The organism is Gilliamella sp. ESL0254 (assembly GCF_013344985.1).
GTDB lineage: Bacteria > Pseudomonadota > Gammaproteobacteria > Enterobacterales > Orbaceae > Gilliamella > Gilliamella bombicola.
Genome location: NZ_JAAEDU010000001.1, coordinates 1046857 through 1062621 on the forward strand (window position 1 = coordinate 1046857; position 15765 = coordinate 1062621).

The window sequence follows — 15765 nt, forward strand, 5'->3', positions numbered from 1 at the left end:
CGGTTATATATTATGCACTAGCCCTTACTTTTTGGCAAAGCGTGTTTAGTAAAGTTTGGTAATTTTTAAAAAATTACTAAAACAAAAAAACTAATATTATCAATAGATTAGTTTTAGGTGCGATTAGGGATTTTTGGGTTGGTGAATAGGATGGATTGGGTGCGGTGGTTTCGGACCTTTTAAGCTTTGATGTACAAAATAGCCACAGTGACCACGTCCGAGTTAGGGAATTTAAAGCGAATTCCCTAACAACCCACGCTTTGGCTGCAGAATGTGGCCTGCGGCTACGCTACTCGTATCATCCTGATACTCGCCTCTTCGAGGCCACCTTCGCTATGCTCAGGTGTTCAAATTTGTTCCAGAAAAATTTGTCCGCCGTCGCTCGGTCTTAACGCACCGTTTGTGGACGCGTTCCAAACGCACCACAAACTCGCCAAACATCCCTGTTTGGCGTGCTAACCTCGCTCTGTTGTCGGCACATTCTGACGCCGGAATAGGACAAACAACATAACCATCTTTTTTGGGATGGGTTGTTGTGTTTTTGTAAGGCAGTTTTTGTTAAAAAACAGCCAGAAAAAACTTCAATAAAATCAATACCTTTTCTGACCGATTTTTGGGCGGAAAATCAGGCCTTTTTGTTTTGGTGAATAGAATGAATTAGGTGCGGTGGTTTCGGACGTTTTGACCTTGGGTGGACAAAATAGCTATCGTGACCACGTCCGAGCTAAGGGAATTAAAGCGAATTCCCTTAGCAATCCCGCGCTTGGCTGCAGAATGTGGCCTACGGCTACCCGACGCCGTCGCTCGGTCTTGACGCACCGGCTATGATTCGCTCCCGGCGAAGCATAGCCTCGCCAAACATCCCTGTTTGGCGTGCTAACCTCACTCTGTTGTCGGCACATTCTGACGCCGGAATAAGACAAACAACATAACCATCTTTTTTGGGAAGATATTATGTTTTTATAATTATGTAATTGATTTTATTTGAATTAAACGCCTATACGACGTTAAGGGATTTAAAGTTGATACGGGTTTGCACGCGTGGTTTCTAAACCGCCTATACGGCGTTAAGGAAACGGAGTGATTATGATTACAGATGAAGAATTTTCTAAACCGCCTACACAGCGTTAAGGTAGAGCTTAAGATTTGATAAATCTTGCTGTATAAAGATAAACAACAATTTCATCTTTGAAAACCCTTTTTTTGAAGTGTTTTATAATTTATTGATTTTATTTAATTTTAAATTATCGTTAAAAAAAGGGTTTGGAGTGGTTAAATTGCTGTTATTAGAGCGCTATTTGTGGTTTTGTTGAGTTGTTGTATGTCGGCGCTTTGCTTAGGTTGCGTAAGTGATTGATTTAGCTTAAAAACAGAAAAATAAAAACTTCAATAAAATCAATACCTTTCCTGACCACTTTTTGGCTGTAATTTCATTGATTTTTAACAAAAAAAATTCACCCAAAACACCTAAGATTATGTTGTCTGTCTTGTTCCGGCGTCAGAATGTGCCGACAACAGAGCGAGGTTAGCACGCCAAACAGGGATGTTTGGCGAGTTTGTGGTGCGCCGGGAGCGCGTCCACAAACGGTGCGTTAAGACCGAGCGGCGGCGTCGGGGAGCCGCAGGCCACATTCTGTAGCCAAAGCGTGGGATTGCAAAGGGAATTCGCTTTAATTCCCTTTGCTCGGACGTGGTCACTGTGGCTATTTTGTTCACCCAAGGTCAAAACGTCCGAAACCTTGCCGTACTATAAATAGACCACAAATTTAAACCGCAACAGCGCAACCCTAAGGGAATGCCCCAACTTGCGCGGGGGCGTTATTCTTTGTTAGATTGTCCTCTCAAGCACCATAACCGCCCCCGCAGCCCAAGGATTAAGGAATAAACGCTAAAAACTAAGGTGTGGTGCAAACAGCACGGATGATGTAGGAAACGCCGCCGCGACTAACGTGGCCGATGTACGAGTCGACAACGAACCCATCGCCACCTGCCGCGTCGCTTGTACAGTAGTCGACGTTGACGAAGCCCGCAACAGCGTAGTAGCGCATGTCGCCCCACTCCGTGAAAAATCCAGAACCTATATGACGCATATAATAATTACCAGATGAACGAGGCGAGGCGCCTAAGGCGGTTGAATTGGTTAAATCCTTAACCTGTGACAAACGATAACCCAAACTTCTACACCAAGATGAGTGGTTAGACTGATTATCGAGTTTACTACCCCTATGGACGAACCACTGCTTTAACACAAATCCATACCTCACCTCATTACCACTTCTATCCCTACCGACCAACTCAAACTTCTGTGGCAAAGATGGTACTGATATTTGAGAAGGCCCCCTTAATGTTACCCGTGTTACATAACTAAATCTATCTCTAATCCAATTATCACCACTGTTTGGTTTTACCCAACTCACTGTTGCCCCTAGACTACCATTTGTGTTAACAGTCCAACTTAACTGTCTTCCATCCACTCCTGCAGGCATCTCTAAGTCAAAATACAACCCATTAGCACCCGTTGTAGGGAAATTCCGGTCGTAAGAGGATGAATCAGTTGACTGAGTTAAAAAACCCTTATCTGGATTCCATATGTTAGCTGGGCCGGCGTAATTGCCTGTGCCACTAATAAGATTAGGCCTTGCGTGACTCACAAAGTAACAACCACCAGAACCACTGTCATACGGATTGATATAATAATCCACCGTAGCTCCACTAAAACTGGTTCTATTAGGAACACCATACTGAGTCTGTAAATATCCCCCTGTACTAACTAAAGTTACCTTATAAGGTGCACGACATTTACTTAATGTCTCACCACGACTAACAGTTCTGCCATCTTTATTATAAATCACTACCCATATATCCCCTGATGCGGTAACTCCATTAGCACCCTGTCCATCCCCATCATCATCTCCCCACTTCCCTTGCCTAATTAGACTATTTAAACTGGTAGATGTTGAACCCGACGGTATCACCATATGAATATCATTAAATGTGAAATTTCCATTAGGTAACATTATCGGATTTGTAGAACTCGATGTGTTAGTTGAAGGCGTGATAGTTCTACCATTCGGCAACTCTATTGCCAAAAAAGTATCTGTATCGGTTGCCTTTGTCTGTCCTCCATCAAACGTTAAATATGGCGCACTACCCTCTATTACCCTTGAAGTACACGCCATGAATGGCTGTGAACAAGGCGTTAATGCCACAGAACCCTGTGTATACGACAACAACAACAATGACGCAAAGAACAACTCCGATTTAGATAACAATGAAGCTCTAAACCATAATGGCGGTTTGTATACCAATGGCGGTTTTAACAACCACTTGGATATCGACGATAATTTTGCCGAAGAGGTGGCCGATGACCTGACCAAAGCGGTTTCCGACGATGTCTCCAAGGATGTTGCCGAAGTACCCGCCGAAAACATCGCCAGTAAAGACCTCGATGACGGCGTCCATTTCGCTACGCGAAATGACTTCGCTGATGAAAATAAGAACTGTGTCTGATTTAGACTACGGTGAAATTGAAAAAGATTTTGGGCGTAGGTTTGGCAGGCCAGATGCCAGATGCCAGATGCCATAAATGGTAATGCATTTCGATCATCCTGTCAAATAAATTTTTGTTTTATTTCGATTTTTTATAACTGACTGCTCTAATAATGAGCACTCCCTTGCTTTGAAAGCGATTAAATTATAACCGCTTGACCAATAATGCGCTACCTTTTTTGTTAAAAATTTGTAAAGTTTTGTTAAAGGATGAGTCAGCTTATGTTGGCGGGCTTTGGGAAATGGTTTTGGTGATGTTTTTTGAATAAAAAACATCAAATAAAAACTTTAATAAAATCAATACCTTTTCTGACCGATTTTTGAGTGGAAAATCAGGCCTTTTTGGGGTTGGTGAATAGAATAAATTAAGTGCGCAGGTTTCGGACGTTTTGGCCTATAGTGAACAAAATAGCCACAGTGACCACGTCCGAGCTAAGGGAATTAGAGCGAATTCCCTGACAACCCACGCTTTGGCTGCAGAATGTGGCCTGCGGCACTACTCGTATCATCCTGATACTCGCCTCTACGAGGCCATCTTCGCTGTGCTCAGATGTTCAAATTTGTTCCAGACAAATTTGTGTTTCCGATTCGGTGCATTCAGATACCAGATAAAGGGCTATCTTGACCTTTGAGTGTTGTGAAATATTAGTGTGTTTTTTTATAATAATAGTTGAGATAGATCATTAAAAAACAATTGATTATAAAGAGTGATTTTTTAGTATTAAACATAAAACTCACCAAAATAATAATGAGCTTTATGTTTGTTAAGGTGAGACAATAAATTTTAGAGTTTAATAATCAATTATTTTTAGGCGCTGAGACTAATTTTTTTAGGATAAAATTTAAAATCATTCCGTAAAGTGGCAAAAAGAATAGCCCACAAATTAGAATTTTAAAACTATAGTCCATTAACGAAATTTCGGTCCAATGATTTGCCATAAATTCATCGCTACTTTGATAAAATGCGATAGCAAAAAAGACAATAGTATCAATACCATTACCAAAGATTGCTGATGCAGTTGGTGCCACCCACCATGATTTATTTTTTCTTAAATAGTTAAAAACAGTGATATCCATCAATTGCCCAACTAGATAAGCAGCAAAACTGGCTAGCGCTATTCGAAATACAAAGCTATTAAATTCGGTCAATGCCGAAAAGCCAACCCAATGTGTCTCAAAAAATAGCACCGAAATAAGGTATGAAAATAGCAATGCGGGGATCATCACCACAAAAATGATCTTTCTTGCCAAACTTGCACCATAAATTCGAATGGTTAAATCGGTGGTTAAAAAGATAAATGGAAAAGTGAAAGCCCCCCATGTGGTGTGAAAACCAAAAATATCAAATGGGATTTGGACTAAATAATTGCTTGAAGCAATAACTAAAATATGAAAAAAAGCCAACCAGTAAAGCGCTTTTTGCTGTTGCCCACGGGTAAAGTTTTTTTCTATCGATTCGAAATGATTCTGTAAGTACATCTTTTTTCCTTTTTAATGGGGTGAGAGAACCCAGTTATTAATAAATCTATCTAGCCCTGGCCATATATTCTTGCAAGCCCTTATCGCGCAGCAAACAACTAGGACACTTGCCACATCCCCCATCAACCCCGTAATAACAGGTGTGGGTATGTTGTTGGACATAATCAAGATAACCCAGTTTATCGGCCATTTCCCACGTTTGTGCTTTGGTTAAATACATCAGTGGTGTAATAAGATTAAACGCATAGTCCATGGCTAAATTCATCGATACATTCATTGATTTAATAAAGATATCACGACAATCTGGATAGCCGCTAAAGTCGGTTTCACAAACACCAATAATAATGTCAGCAATGCCCTGCTGTTTGGCATGGCAGCCAGCTAAAAGTAAAAAGAGCATGTTACGCCCATCCACAAACGTATTAGGATAATCGCCATCTTGAGCCGCTTGAATTTCTTGTGAGTCGTCGATGAGCGCATTATTTGTGGTTTGTTTGATAACTGATGTATCAATGACAGTTTGCTTTATACCTAAATCTTTGGCGATCCATTTGGCTTTTTCAAGCTCAATTGCATGACGTTGACCATAATGAAAGCTGATTGCCTGAACGTTTTCACGTCCATAATCGGCAATGGCTTGCAGTAAGCAGGTAGTTGAGTCTTGCCCGCCAGAAAATATAACGAGTGCTTTACGAGTCTGCATTAAAAGTTCCTGTTTGGATGGATTATAAATTAGCGATTATCCACTTTTTCTGGATACATATCGTGATTAGCTAATCGATTAGCCGCAACTTGTTGCCAATGAGTACCTGATTTGCCATAGTTGGCGTAAGGATCAATCGAAATGCCACCGCGTGGTGTAAATTTGCCCCAAACTTCAATATATTTAGGATCCATTAATTTAATCAGATCTTTCATGATGATATTAATGCAATCTTCGTGATAATCACCATGATTACGAAAGCTAAATAGGTAGAGTTTTAGCGATTTACTTTCGACCATTTTGATATTGGGTACGTACGAAATATAAATCGTCGCAAAATCAGGCTGACCAGTGATAGGGCAAAGGCTAGTGAACTCTGGGCAATTAAATTTAACAAAATAGTCGTTATTCGGATGTTTATTATCGAACGTTTCGAGTATTTCAGGACAATAGGTTGTAGGATAGCGAACAGACTGATCGCCTAGTAGTGTAATTTTATTCATGATGTTCCTTAGTTTTTTAGCGTGGGAGGTTTACGAACCACGTAACAAGCCGCACACCATACTCTTTTTAAATAAAAAAGTCTAGTGTGGTAAAAAATACAAAATATCAAACTAGCACCATCAACAATAACCATTGATAGTGTTAATGATAAAAACACGGTGGAAAAGCAAGCAAAGTGGGTAAATAATCTATCTGTTACTGCTTATCTTAATTTTAATTCTTGATAAAATTTAGCTAATTCAGCTTTAGCTTCATTGAGTTCTTTTTCGGCATCGGCTAATTTGGCTTGTTGTTTGGCAATTTTGTGCTCATTACCTTTTGTTTTTGCCTGATTCAATTCTTGGGTTCTTTCGACAACTTTATCTGTCTTTTCTTGAATTTTTTTATTATATTTTTCTTCTAATTTATCATTTGAACAATAATTATTGACATCATGTAATGCCTTTTCAAGCCCTTGAACTTGGTGAGAATTATTATTTTTTTTGGCATAATCAATCTGTGTTTCAATAGTTTGTTTTTTGCTTTCACACGTTAATCCTTCAGAATGTTCTGAAGCATAAGCACCAAGCGAAAATAAACTCGCCAAAGTAATAATGGTTACTTTAGTCATGACTAGAATTACTGATTTCATATCAATTTCCCCCCTTTTACCCTATTTTCTTAATTGAACCAAATCAACTTTGTGATTTTTACCTTTAGTCAGGATTAAACTCGCCCTTTCTCTTGTAGGTAAGATGTTTTCAACCAAATTTAACTCATTAATTTCACGCCAAAGGCGATTAGCAATGTTGACAGCCTCTTGTTCTGGCAGTTTTGAGTAGTGGTTAAAGTAAGAGTTGGGGTCACTAAATGCACCGGCTCTAAATTTTAAAAAGCGGTTCACATACCAATCATGTAATAACGAAACCTCGGCATCCACATAAATCGAGAAATCGACATAATCAGAGACAAAAACACGGTTATTTGCTTGCGGATAATTCAAGGTGCTTTGTAGTACATTTAATCCTTCAAGAATCAAAATATCTGGGCTATCAATCACCATTTCTTCACCTTCGACAATATCATAAACCAGATGAGAATACACCGGTGCTTTAACGTTAGCTTGTCCTGATTTTATATCCGCAACAAAATTGATCAGTTTTTTAATATCATATGATTGTGGAAAGCCTTTTTTGTTCATTATCCCACGCTCTTCAAGGCATTTATTGGGGTATAAAAACCCATCGGTTGTCACTAACGCTACTTTACGATGCTCTGGCCAACGCGTTAACAATGCCTGCAATACCCGTGCAGTTGTGCTTTTGCCTACTGCAACGCTACCGGCAATACCAATGATATAAGGGATTTTGTGACTTTTGCCTAAAAACTTAGACAGTACCGCCTGCCGGCTAAAGCTGTTACTAATATAATAATTAAGTAATCTTGATAAAGGTAAATAGATGTCACTGACTTCATCCATAGATAAGTCTTCATTAATGCCTTGTAAAGAAGTTAACTCGTCAGGGGTTAACGTCATCGGTACTGCGTTACGCAAACTTGCCCATTCTTGACGGTTAAATTGCATATAAGGGCTCAAATGATTTTTCATTTTATTTTGTTCTCTAATTCGATCTGACAAATTTATTGGGCCCAGATTATACATAAATCTCTTTTTTTACAATCTTAAATTAGCATGACTGCTTCATCATAGCTATATTTAAGACTTACTGATAAAATACGCTGGTTAAATGATTAACCCTAATATTAAACAGAGATTGTATGTTAAAGAATAAATCGAAACAAAAAACTAAAAAAAGCCGTCAAGAGATTAATGAAGAGTCTCGTGAGCTAAAGCGCAAACGTAAGCACAAAGGCTTACCAAGTGGCTCTCGCTTTAATAATCAAGATGATAACAAAAATAAAAATTCGACAAACAAAAGCAAAGATCCACGCATTGGCAGTAAAAAACCGATTTCATTAGTTGTTGAAAGTGCTAGCAATGCAATAAAACCGGTTAAACAACCGAAACCGGCTAAAACAGTTTTATCGCCACAACAAGAATTAGAACAATTAGAGAACGACCCAAAACTAGATATGTTACTGGATTTAGTAGAGCAAAATGCCAAACTCACTAAAGATCAACAAACTTATCTTGATAGCAAATTAAATCGTATTGATGAGTTAATGCAAGAGCTCGGTTATACTGATGATGATTTTGAAGATGAAGAAGAAAAGAAAGAAGATATTGTTAGTTTATTAAAACGAAACTAATAAGGGATAACTGTCATTAGTACTTATTAGTATCTTCTCAATGCAAGCAGAAATAAGATCCTAGTCATTTAATTTCTGCTCATAATTTAAAATTAGAAACTATTATTTTTTATACAATCCGTTGATAACTTAAAAGCGAGCGAATCATAATGCCAATATTAATTATGTTAAGTTTATATTTTGGGTTATTAGTCTGCACATTGTTATATTTAAATAAAACCAATCGAATCAAAATTAAAACAAAAATTAGAAACCAACAAAAACAACAATTAAAAATTCACAAAAATAACAACATTAAACATAGCTCTAAACGGAAGCAACAGCATGACTAATATGCAATTATGGGATCAGGCGTTAATTGAAAAATATAACTATTCTGGTCCAAGATATACCTCTTACCCTACTGCACTTGAATTTAATGAAAACTTTAATGAGCAGGATTTTTTATCGGCAGCAGCACGTTACCCAACAAAGTCATTATCGCTTTATGTGCATATTCCGTTTTGCCATAAACTTTGTTATTTTTGTGGTTGTAATAAGCTTATTACTCGCCAAACGCAAAAAGTCACCAAATATTTAGATATTTTAGATATTGAAATTGCCAAACGTGCCAAATTGTTTAACAATCGCACAGTAACCCAAATGCACTGGGGTGGCGGTACGCCAACTTTTTTAACTAATGATGAAATCACTCGACTAATAACTTCGCTAAAAAAGCATTTCAATTTTGCCGATAACGCTGAACTTTCGATCGAAATCGATCCGCGAGAAATTACCCCACAAACTATTGATCATTTAGCTCACGTTGGGTTTAATCGATTAAGCATGGGAATTCAAGATTTTAATCATGAAATTCAAAATCTAATTAATCGCGAGCAAGATGAAACATTAATACGTTCTCTTATTAATCAAGCTCGCAAAAATAATTTTGACTCAATTAGTTTAGATCTCATTTATGGCTTACCGAAACAAACAGTTACTAGTTTTACCGAAACGCTCAATAAAGTGATTGATATTTCGCCCGATCGTTTAAGTGTATTTAATTATGCCCACTTGCCTAGCCGTTTTGCAGCACAGCGTAAAATTAAAGATGCAGATTTACCTAATGCTAATCAAAAATTACAGATTTTATACACAAGTATTCAAAAACTAACCGAAGCAGGATATCAATTTATCGGCATGGATCATTTTGCCAAACCTACTGATGAATTAGCAATTGCCCAACAAGAGAATCAATTGCACCGTAATTTTCAGGGTTACACAACGCAAGGAGATGCAGATTTACTTGGGCTGGGTGTGTCAGCCATTAGTATGTTAGGTGATAGTTATGCGCAAAACCAAAAAGATCTTAGATCTTATCAAACGCAAGTTGAACAAAAAGGTCATGGATTATGGAAAGGATTCACCTTAAATCGTGATGATATTATTCGTCGTGATGTAATCAAGCAACTCATTTGCCACTTTTATTTAGATAAAAAAGCAATAGAAGAACAATTTCATATCCAGTTCGATAACTATTTTGCTGAGGACTTAAAACTACTCGCTCCATTGCAACAAGATGGGTTAGTTACAGTAAATGACAAGATAATTAAAGTTCAACCTAAAGGGCATTTACTGATACGCAATATTTGTATGTGCTTTGATATTTATATGCGAAAAATGGCTAGGCAACAGCAGTTTTCTAGGGTTATTTAATCTGAAGTCGTTTTCCAAATTACTGTAAACAACGCTAGTGATTCCTACAAAATAAATATTATGATAAAATTTAATCGAATTTAATAAAAAAAATAATAAATTAGCTTTTAAATTCAAAATTTTAGCCTTTAGACATGAAATTTTTATTTTAATAAGGAGTATATTTATAAAATGGGATCGATGAATAAATTAGTAGAAGTATTTCCAACTCGCCCTTTAAAAGTTATGAAACTAAAGCAAGAAGGCTCATTTCATCAAATAAGAAGATTACTTGCGGCAATAATTCTCTTTGTGTTAGCTATATTTCTTGGCATAAGAAATTATCCTGGATTAATTGATGATTATAGAATATCACGGAATCCAGTTGTGGTTAACTATGATGTAGAAGGAACATGTCGTGCAAAACGTTCGATTGATAACTGTTCAGTGAAAATTACCACTGATACAGGACAAGTTATTAAGCGTGATTATACTTTCATTGGAGGGAAAAAAGGAAATTATCAAGTTGTAACTATAGCTTCTGCCGATGATCCATCACTCGTAACAATCGACTTAGCTATTGAGAATATGCGAACTGTATTTGTGGCTACAACTGGTCTTATTATTGCTTTGTTGTTGGTTGCATGGATGAGTTTAGGATGTTTTTTAAGAACACATAAAATGACAAAAGTTATCAAGGAAATTAACGGGCAAAAATTAACACCTGTTATTGTGCCAGTTAAATTAGTTTCTTATGGTAAAACAATAACAGCTTTATATCGTGCAAACAATGCACAAGGAATAAATGCTAAATATGCAGCCAATTTTAATAAAAGCTCAAACGGTGGACCAATCATTATAGGTGATAGGATTAGAAATAAATGTAATGTGTTGGCCGTAGTCGGAGAAAGCAACTCTGTTCCTATTCTTCTTGATCAAGAATTTACGCGCTGTGATTTTACCTATAATGAAATGCAGGCATTAAAAGAAGCTCTCTCTTAATTGAGATATGATATCAATAATAGTGAAATCAGTTTAAGCTTAAATATTTAAATTTTATAAATAGGGCGATAACATCGCCCTATTTTTTTAAACTTGTGATATGTATTGCAACTTATTATTTTTTAAATAAAATAAATAAACTGCGCTTATTAATGACTTGCTAGATAAACCTTAAATTTTGTCGTTTGGGCAATCACTTCAACGCTTTTAAATGTTTCATCTAAAATGGTTTGATACGGTAAAAATGAATTTGCCACAATGCACAAATAACCATTTAATTTTAGGTGTTTTTTCGCCTCTTTAATTAGTGCATTAACGGCTGTGTAATTTGTCTCTTTGCCATCATGAAAAGGTGGATTAGAAACAATTAAATGATATTTATCATTCAGATTAGAAAAAACATCACTCGCCACAACGGTTGCATTCACGTTGTTACTGTTTAATGTTGCTTTACTTGATTCAATTGCTGCACTGCTTACATCGGATAACGTTAGTGCAATATCAGGGTATAATTTACCTAGCACCGTGGATAAGATGCCAGAACCACATCCCACATCTAATACATTACCTTTAATAATATCAGTACGATCCATTAATGCATTTAAGAGTAATTCACTGCCAGCATCTAACCCTTTTTGGCTAAACACACCGGGTAAACTTTTGATTTCAATATTCTGATTTTCAATAGTTAAATGATAACTTAACCACCACTCATCAAGATTAAAGGCTAAACGGCTATCCGCCTGAAAGTGGTATAAACCACAACGCCTTGCACTGTCGATTTTTTGAATTGTACCAAAATCACTCAATAACGCTTCCACGCTTTTTACACCTGTTCTATTTTCACCAATGATAAAAATATCACTGCCTTTTGGCATATTATGCAATAAATAAGAGAGTTGAAACTGCGCTTCGCTTTTTGTTTTTGGCCAATAGTAAATTAGCGTATCCATACCGGCATAGAGTTCTGCTTCTGGCAATAATGAAAAATAAGTATTCTTGCCACGGGCACTATTTTTTAAACGCAAATAAGTATGAAATTGTGTGCAATGAATCTTAACTTGATTTGCCGACATAATAGCCGGATAGCTATCTTGAATATCACCAGCTATAATCACATTTTTATCGTTAAAAAATGTTTGATGACGTTCAAGCACTTGACTTGCTGGAGTAAAAGCAGATGTTGCCATATTTCCTCAATGAAAAACCTTTATAATTTGATGCGTTGATTATACAATTAACTATCTTTAATCTCTAATAAAAAACAGTAAGTCAATAATGACACAACAAGATTGGTACCTAAAACAGTGCAATATAACGCAATATGTTTTGCGTAACACGAATGTCTTTAAAGGCGAAATCGCACCCCATATCAGTGATAAGATCCGTTTAATTGTCGTTGCCAAGCAGCAACCTACCCAAAAAATCTATTTAGATATATTAAATGCGATTAGCCTTACTCAAGATCAGGTGTTAGTATTAACACCATCCCAACTCATTGTACCAGCAAATGATATTAAGACTGTGATTTGGTTTATTGATGTTAAGCCCGAAGAGTCTTGGCAAAATCCATTAACCATTCAAACCGCTAGCTTAGATCAGCTTGCCAAAACACCACAACAAAAACGCCTATTGTGGCAACAATTATGTCAATATGAAAACTATTTCCACCCTGACCGAACATGATTTAACAAAAGCCTTTGAATTAGAACAGATCTGTCATACAATCCCCTGGTCAAAACAGACATTCTTTTCAAACCAAGGTGATCGTTACTTAAATTTTAAAATAACGATTGATAACCAAATAGCAGGATTTTGTATCTGCCAACAAGTCGCCGATGAAGCCAATTTATTTAATATTGCAATACATCCCGATTTTAGAAAACAGGGACTAGCAAAGGCTTTGCTCAATCATTTGATAGACACGTTAATAACTATAAAATCGCCTTGTCCGATTTCGACGCTTTGGCTTGAAGTGAGACAATCAAATAGCCCTGCAATCAAGCTATACCAAACTCTGGGGTTTAACCAAATAACTGTTCGTAAAAACTATTACCCAACAGCCGATGGTAAACAAGAAGATGCAATCATAATGGCTTATACATTAGCTTTATGATAAACCAATAAGATAAGCAAAAGGAAAAGTGTAATGTCGAAAAATAGTGCCTTACTTTTTGTTAACGGTGAACCACCACACCACACCGTTTACCATTTAGATAATTATAGCTACATTGCTTGCACTGATGGCGCTTACCATAATTATCTGTCGGCATTAACAATTGAGCCTGATTTTATTATTGGAGATTTAGACAGTTATCATACTAACAAAACAATTCCACCTAACACCCAAATTATTCACACGCCCGACCAAAATAAGACTGATTTTGAAAAAGCTATTTTATTTTTAGCTAGTAAAGGGGTGACAAAATTTGATGTTTATGGTGCTTGTGGTCGTGCTAGCGATCACTTTTTAGGAAATATTTCTGTCGCAATGCAATATTATCGTCAATATCAAATCACATTTTATGATAACTATTGCTATTTCTTTTTTGCTAAGTATGATCAAAAAATTACCAATGTAAAAGATCATATTATTTCGCTAATGCCACTTTCCAAAGTAATTGGATTAACCATCACTGGCTTTCAGTACCCTTTGATTGACCAGACGCTATCGTTAGGTGGACAGGTTAGTTTACGAAATAAAGCGATCAACAATTTAGTTCAAATATCTTTTAAGGAGGGACACCTAATGGTTTTTATTGAAAATTTACATAATGTTAATTAATATTGACATCAACATTTACATTACTTTACAATGGTTAACCAAAATAATAAGCATAATTACTGGTCAAAGGATATTCGCCATGCTTTTAAAAAAAATTTCTGTTTTTGTTTGTGCCTCATTTGTTTCCTGTATGTCTTTTGCACAAATGAGTGATGCACAAAGCGAAACAGATAACGTAATCGATACGTTTTTTCAATGTGATAATCAGTTTTACGAACAACTTGCCAAACATCAAGAATCAATAAATCAATACGTTGATTTGGCAACCACACCCGATAATGTAACTTATATCCCTGTTGAATCTATTCATGAGAACGATAAAAACAAAGTTCTATTTAAAAAACCATTGGAGTATCGAGGTTTAAAAATTACTGGCTATCAAAGCATCTATATTCCCACCACTTTATCTGGTCAATATTTGTACTGGGGATTTATTTTTGATAATAAAGAAGACGAAATTAAAAACGCTTTAAATAATATTAATTGGTTGCCATACAACACCAATGTTTATATCGCAAATGCTAAAATTTATGATCTCAACGCAAAATTAACCGAATGGCAAGATGACCTTTATGCCATTGATGGTGTTGCACCAAGATTTGGTACCATTAATAAAGCACTTTATTTAGAAGACATTACCGATAAGCAAAGTAGTGTTTTTTGCTCTATCCAAGGTGATTTAAAAAAAGAAATCCTTATTGAAGCCCGTCCGGATCTAAAAACAATCATCGAAAAACAAGAAGCTGAACAACAAGAACGCATTAAAGCATATAAAGAGAAGAAGCAAAAAGAAGAAGCAGAAAAAGAAAAGTTACAGCAACAACAATCTCAACCACAAACTAATACGACAGAAACAACGTCAAAAGATGGAGATAATATTTAAATGAAAAAGCTCAGTTTATTCTTAATTCTCTTTTCTTTTGTAACATTTGCTCATGCAGTTGAAGAAAAAGCCGACACCGAAGCTAAAACAAATACAGCAGCCGAAAGTTTGAAGGATCCTAGAGTAGGTAAGCAATTTATTCCTACCTCTAAATCTACCGAAGATAATATCATTGGTTATTCATTTTTAGATAGACAATCAATCAAGCTGCATCCTTTCAATGAACGAATTCGTGTATTTAGTGAAGTAACTAATTACAGTCCTGAATTAGTACAAAAAAATGATGATGGTACTGAAACACCATATAATTCCATCAAAATTGATTATTATGCCAATTGTGACAAAATGGAGTTAGCAAAAGGTAAACTAAGAACAATCAAAAATAACTTTGGTGATGGCGAATTAGTTAACACCATTGAAATACCAAACCGCTGGGTAGCGATAACTCAAGACAACGAACAATATAAGTTATTTGTTATTGCTTGTTCTTTACCGCTTGCTAATAAATAATTATTAGATCCACCCCCTATTTTACTCTTGCCACCTTGCTGTGGCAGAGTATATCCATTTATGCTACTATCGCACTATTATTTATTTGCATGATGATACCTTTATGAATATCACACAATTCCATACGCTTGCTGATCAGTTATTTAATAAAATCGAACTGTTTTTGGATGATTATGCTGATGAGCATGACATTGATTTAGACTATGAAACCAATGGTAACGTTATTACTATTAGTTTTCCCAATGGTAGTAAAATCATTGTTAATACTCAAGAGCCACTTTTGCAGGTTTGGCTAGCCACACGAAAACAAGGTTATCATTTTGACTATGTTAATGATAATTGGATCTGCAATCGAACTAACGAATCATTTGACCTAATTTTTTCTGAATCAGTAGTAGAGCAATCAGCCCAATAGCACAAACAAAA

Annotated in this window: 16 protein-coding genes and 1 riboswitch; of the genes, 9 read left to right on the forward strand and 7 right to left on the reverse strand. The window is 36.3% G+C overall.

All coding sequences use genetic code 11. From position 1 onward, the window contains the following. Positions 1-1895: 1895 nt before the first annotated feature. The 6 genes from GYX25_RS04870 to coaA form a co-directional block, all read right to left on the reverse strand. Positions 1896-3584 carry a hypothetical protein gene (locus GYX25_RS04870; protein WP_174786850.1) on the reverse strand — a complete coding sequence of 563 codons (1689 nt, stop codon included), beginning with the start codon at positions 3582-3584 and terminating at the stop codon, positions 1896-1898. Positions 3585-4347: 763 nt separating this feature from the next. Beyond that, a complete protein-coding gene (locus tag GYX25_RS04875; protein WP_091345884.1) occupies positions 4348-5028 on the reverse strand; it encodes a 7-cyano-7-deazaguanine/7-aminomethyl-7-deazaguanine transporter in 681 nt (226 codons plus the stop codon). Between the two features lie 46 nt (positions 5029-5074). After that, positions 5075-5731 carry a 7-cyano-7-deazaguanine synthase QueC gene (gene queC / locus GYX25_RS04880; RefSeq protein ID WP_091345886.1) on the reverse strand — a complete coding sequence of 219 codons (657 nt, stop codon included), beginning with the start codon at positions 5729-5731 and terminating at the stop codon, positions 5075-5077. 29 nt (positions 5732-5760) lie between these two features. Then, positions 5761-6234 carry a preQ(1) synthase gene (gene queF / locus GYX25_RS04885; RefSeq protein ID WP_085246647.1) on the reverse strand — a complete coding sequence of 158 codons (474 nt, stop codon included), beginning with the start codon at positions 6232-6234 and terminating at the stop codon, positions 5761-5763. A gap of 2 nt (positions 6235-6236) precedes the next feature. Continuing rightward, a riboswitch (PreQ1 riboswitch) is annotated at positions 6237-6281 on the reverse strand. A gap of 156 nt (positions 6282-6437) precedes the next feature. Beyond that, positions 6438-6866 (reverse strand): DUF1090 domain-containing protein, encoded by a 429-nt coding sequence (locus GYX25_RS04890; protein WP_091345888.1) that lies wholly within the window; start codon positions 6864-6866, stop codon positions 6438-6440. A 21-nt stretch (positions 6867-6887) separates the two neighbouring features. Continuing rightward, positions 6888-7823 carry a type I pantothenate kinase gene (coaA, locus tag GYX25_RS04895; RefSeq protein WP_091346594.1) on the reverse strand — a complete coding sequence of 312 codons (936 nt, stop codon included), beginning with the start codon at positions 7821-7823 and terminating at the stop codon, positions 6888-6890. A gap of 170 nt (positions 7824-7993) precedes the next feature. Between coaA and yihI the strand changes: the two genes are divergently transcribed. From yihI to GYX25_RS04910, 3 genes are all read left to right on the forward strand, one after another. Then, a complete protein-coding gene (gene yihI / locus GYX25_RS04900) occupies positions 7994-8485 on the forward strand; it encodes a Der GTPase-activating protein YihI (protein ID WP_091345890.1) in 492 nt (163 codons plus the stop codon). 324 nt (positions 8486-8809) lie between these two features. After that, complete coding sequence (gene hemN, locus GYX25_RS04905) at positions 8810-10180, forward strand: oxygen-independent coproporphyrinogen III oxidase (RefSeq protein ID WP_091345894.1); 1371 nt, start codon at positions 8810-8812, stop codon at positions 10178-10180. Positions 10181-10360: 180 nt separating this feature from the next. Then, on the forward strand, positions 10361-11161 hold the full coding sequence (locus tag GYX25_RS04910; RefSeq protein ID WP_174786852.1) for a hypothetical protein: 801 nt from the start codon (positions 10361-10363) through the stop codon (positions 11159-11161). A 149-nt stretch (positions 11162-11310) separates the two neighbouring features. On the opposite strand, the gene rsmC is transcribed toward GYX25_RS04910, so the two are convergent. Then, positions 11311-12351, reverse strand: coding sequence for a 16S rRNA (guanine(1207)-N(2))-methyltransferase RsmC (gene rsmC / locus GYX25_RS04915; RefSeq protein WP_174786853.1), 1041 nt, complete (start codon positions 12349-12351; stop codon positions 11311-11313). Between the two features lie 88 nt (positions 12352-12439). On the opposite strand from rsmC, the gene GYX25_RS04920 reads away from it, so the two are divergent. From GYX25_RS04920 to cyaY, 6 genes are all read left to right on the forward strand, one after another. Then, positions 12440-12847 carry a DNA polymerase III subunit psi gene (locus tag GYX25_RS04920; protein WP_091345899.1) on the forward strand — a complete coding sequence of 136 codons (408 nt, stop codon included), beginning with the start codon at positions 12440-12442 and terminating at the stop codon, positions 12845-12847. Continuing rightward, positions 12816-13277: a ribosomal protein S18-alanine N-acetyltransferase gene (rimI, locus tag GYX25_RS04925; RefSeq protein WP_091345900.1), complete on the forward strand. Its 462-nt coding sequence runs from the start codon at positions 12816-12818 to the stop codon at positions 13275-13277. The genes GYX25_RS04920 and rimI overlap by 32 nt, the downstream gene beginning before the upstream one ends. A gap of 33 nt (positions 13278-13310) precedes the next feature. Further along, positions 13311-13946, forward strand: coding sequence for a thiamine diphosphokinase (locus tag GYX25_RS04930; RefSeq protein WP_174786854.1), 636 nt, complete (start codon positions 13311-13313; stop codon positions 13944-13946). Between the two features lie 79 nt (positions 13947-14025). After that, positions 14026-14829 carry a hypothetical protein gene (locus tag GYX25_RS04935; protein ID WP_174786855.1) on the forward strand — a complete coding sequence of 268 codons (804 nt, stop codon included), beginning with the start codon at positions 14026-14028 and terminating at the stop codon, positions 14827-14829. Continuing rightward, positions 14830-15339 (forward strand): surface-adhesin E family protein, encoded by a 510-nt coding sequence (locus tag GYX25_RS04940; protein WP_091345906.1) that lies wholly within the window; start codon positions 14830-14832, stop codon positions 15337-15339. A 103-nt stretch (positions 15340-15442) separates the two neighbouring features. Beyond that, entirely contained in the window at positions 15443-15754 is a 312-nt protein-coding gene (cyaY, locus tag GYX25_RS04945; RefSeq protein WP_174786856.1) for an iron donor protein CyaY, read from the forward strand. The last annotated feature ends 11 nt before the right edge of the window (positions 15755-15765 follow it).

What these genes read in the sequence shown, in the direction of transcription:
- GYX25_RS04870 (WP_174786850.1), bottom strand. Translation starts at nt 3,584, where the DNA reads ATGGCATCTGGCATCTGGCATCTGGCCTGCCAAACCTACGCCCAAAAT.
- GYX25_RS04875 (WP_091345884.1), bottom strand. Translation starts at nt 5,028, where the DNA reads ATGTACTTACAGAATCATTTCGAATCGATAGAAAAAAACTTTACCCGT.
- queC (WP_091345886.1), bottom strand. Translation starts at nt 5,731, where the DNA reads ATGCAGACTCGTAAAGCACTCGTTATATTTTCTGGCGGGCAAGACTCA.
- queF (WP_085246647.1), bottom strand. Translation starts at nt 6,234, where the DNA reads ATGAATAAAATTACACTACTAGGCGATCAGTCTGTTCGCTATCCTACA.
- GYX25_RS04890 (WP_091345888.1), bottom strand. Translation starts at nt 6,866, where the DNA reads ATGAAATCAGTAATTCTAGTCATGACTAAAGTAACCATTATTACTTTG.
- coaA (WP_091346594.1), bottom strand. Translation starts at nt 7,823, where the DNA reads ATGAAAAATCATTTGAGCCCTTATATGCAATTTAACCGTCAAGAATGG.
- yihI (WP_091345890.1), top strand. Translation starts at nt 7,994, where the DNA reads ATGTTAAAGAATAAATCGAAACAAAAAACTAAAAAAAGCCGTCAAGAG.
- hemN (WP_091345894.1), top strand. Translation starts at nt 8,810, where the DNA reads ATGACTAATATGCAATTATGGGATCAGGCGTTAATTGAAAAATATAAC.
- GYX25_RS04910 (WP_174786852.1), top strand. Translation starts at nt 10,361, where the DNA reads ATGAATAAATTAGTAGAAGTATTTCCAACTCGCCCTTTAAAAGTTATG.
- rsmC (WP_174786853.1), bottom strand. Translation starts at nt 12,351, where the DNA reads ATGGCAACATCTGCTTTTACTCCAGCAAGTCAAGTGCTTGAACGTCAT.
- GYX25_RS04920 (WP_091345899.1), top strand. Translation starts at nt 12,440, where the DNA reads ATGACACAACAAGATTGGTACCTAAAACAGTGCAATATAACGCAATAT.
- rimI (WP_091345900.1), top strand. Translation starts at nt 12,816, where the DNA reads ATGAAAACTATTTCCACCCTGACCGAACATGATTTAACAAAAGCCTTT.
- GYX25_RS04930 (WP_174786854.1), top strand. Translation starts at nt 13,311, where the DNA reads ATGTCGAAAAATAGTGCCTTACTTTTTGTTAACGGTGAACCACCACAC.
- GYX25_RS04935 (WP_174786855.1), top strand. Translation starts at nt 14,026, where the DNA reads ATGCTTTTAAAAAAAATTTCTGTTTTTGTTTGTGCCTCATTTGTTTCC.
- GYX25_RS04940 (WP_091345906.1), top strand. Translation starts at nt 14,830, where the DNA reads ATGAAAAAGCTCAGTTTATTCTTAATTCTCTTTTCTTTTGTAACATTT.
- cyaY (WP_174786856.1), top strand. Translation starts at nt 15,443, where the DNA reads ATGAATATCACACAATTCCATACGCTTGCTGATCAGTTATTTAATAAA.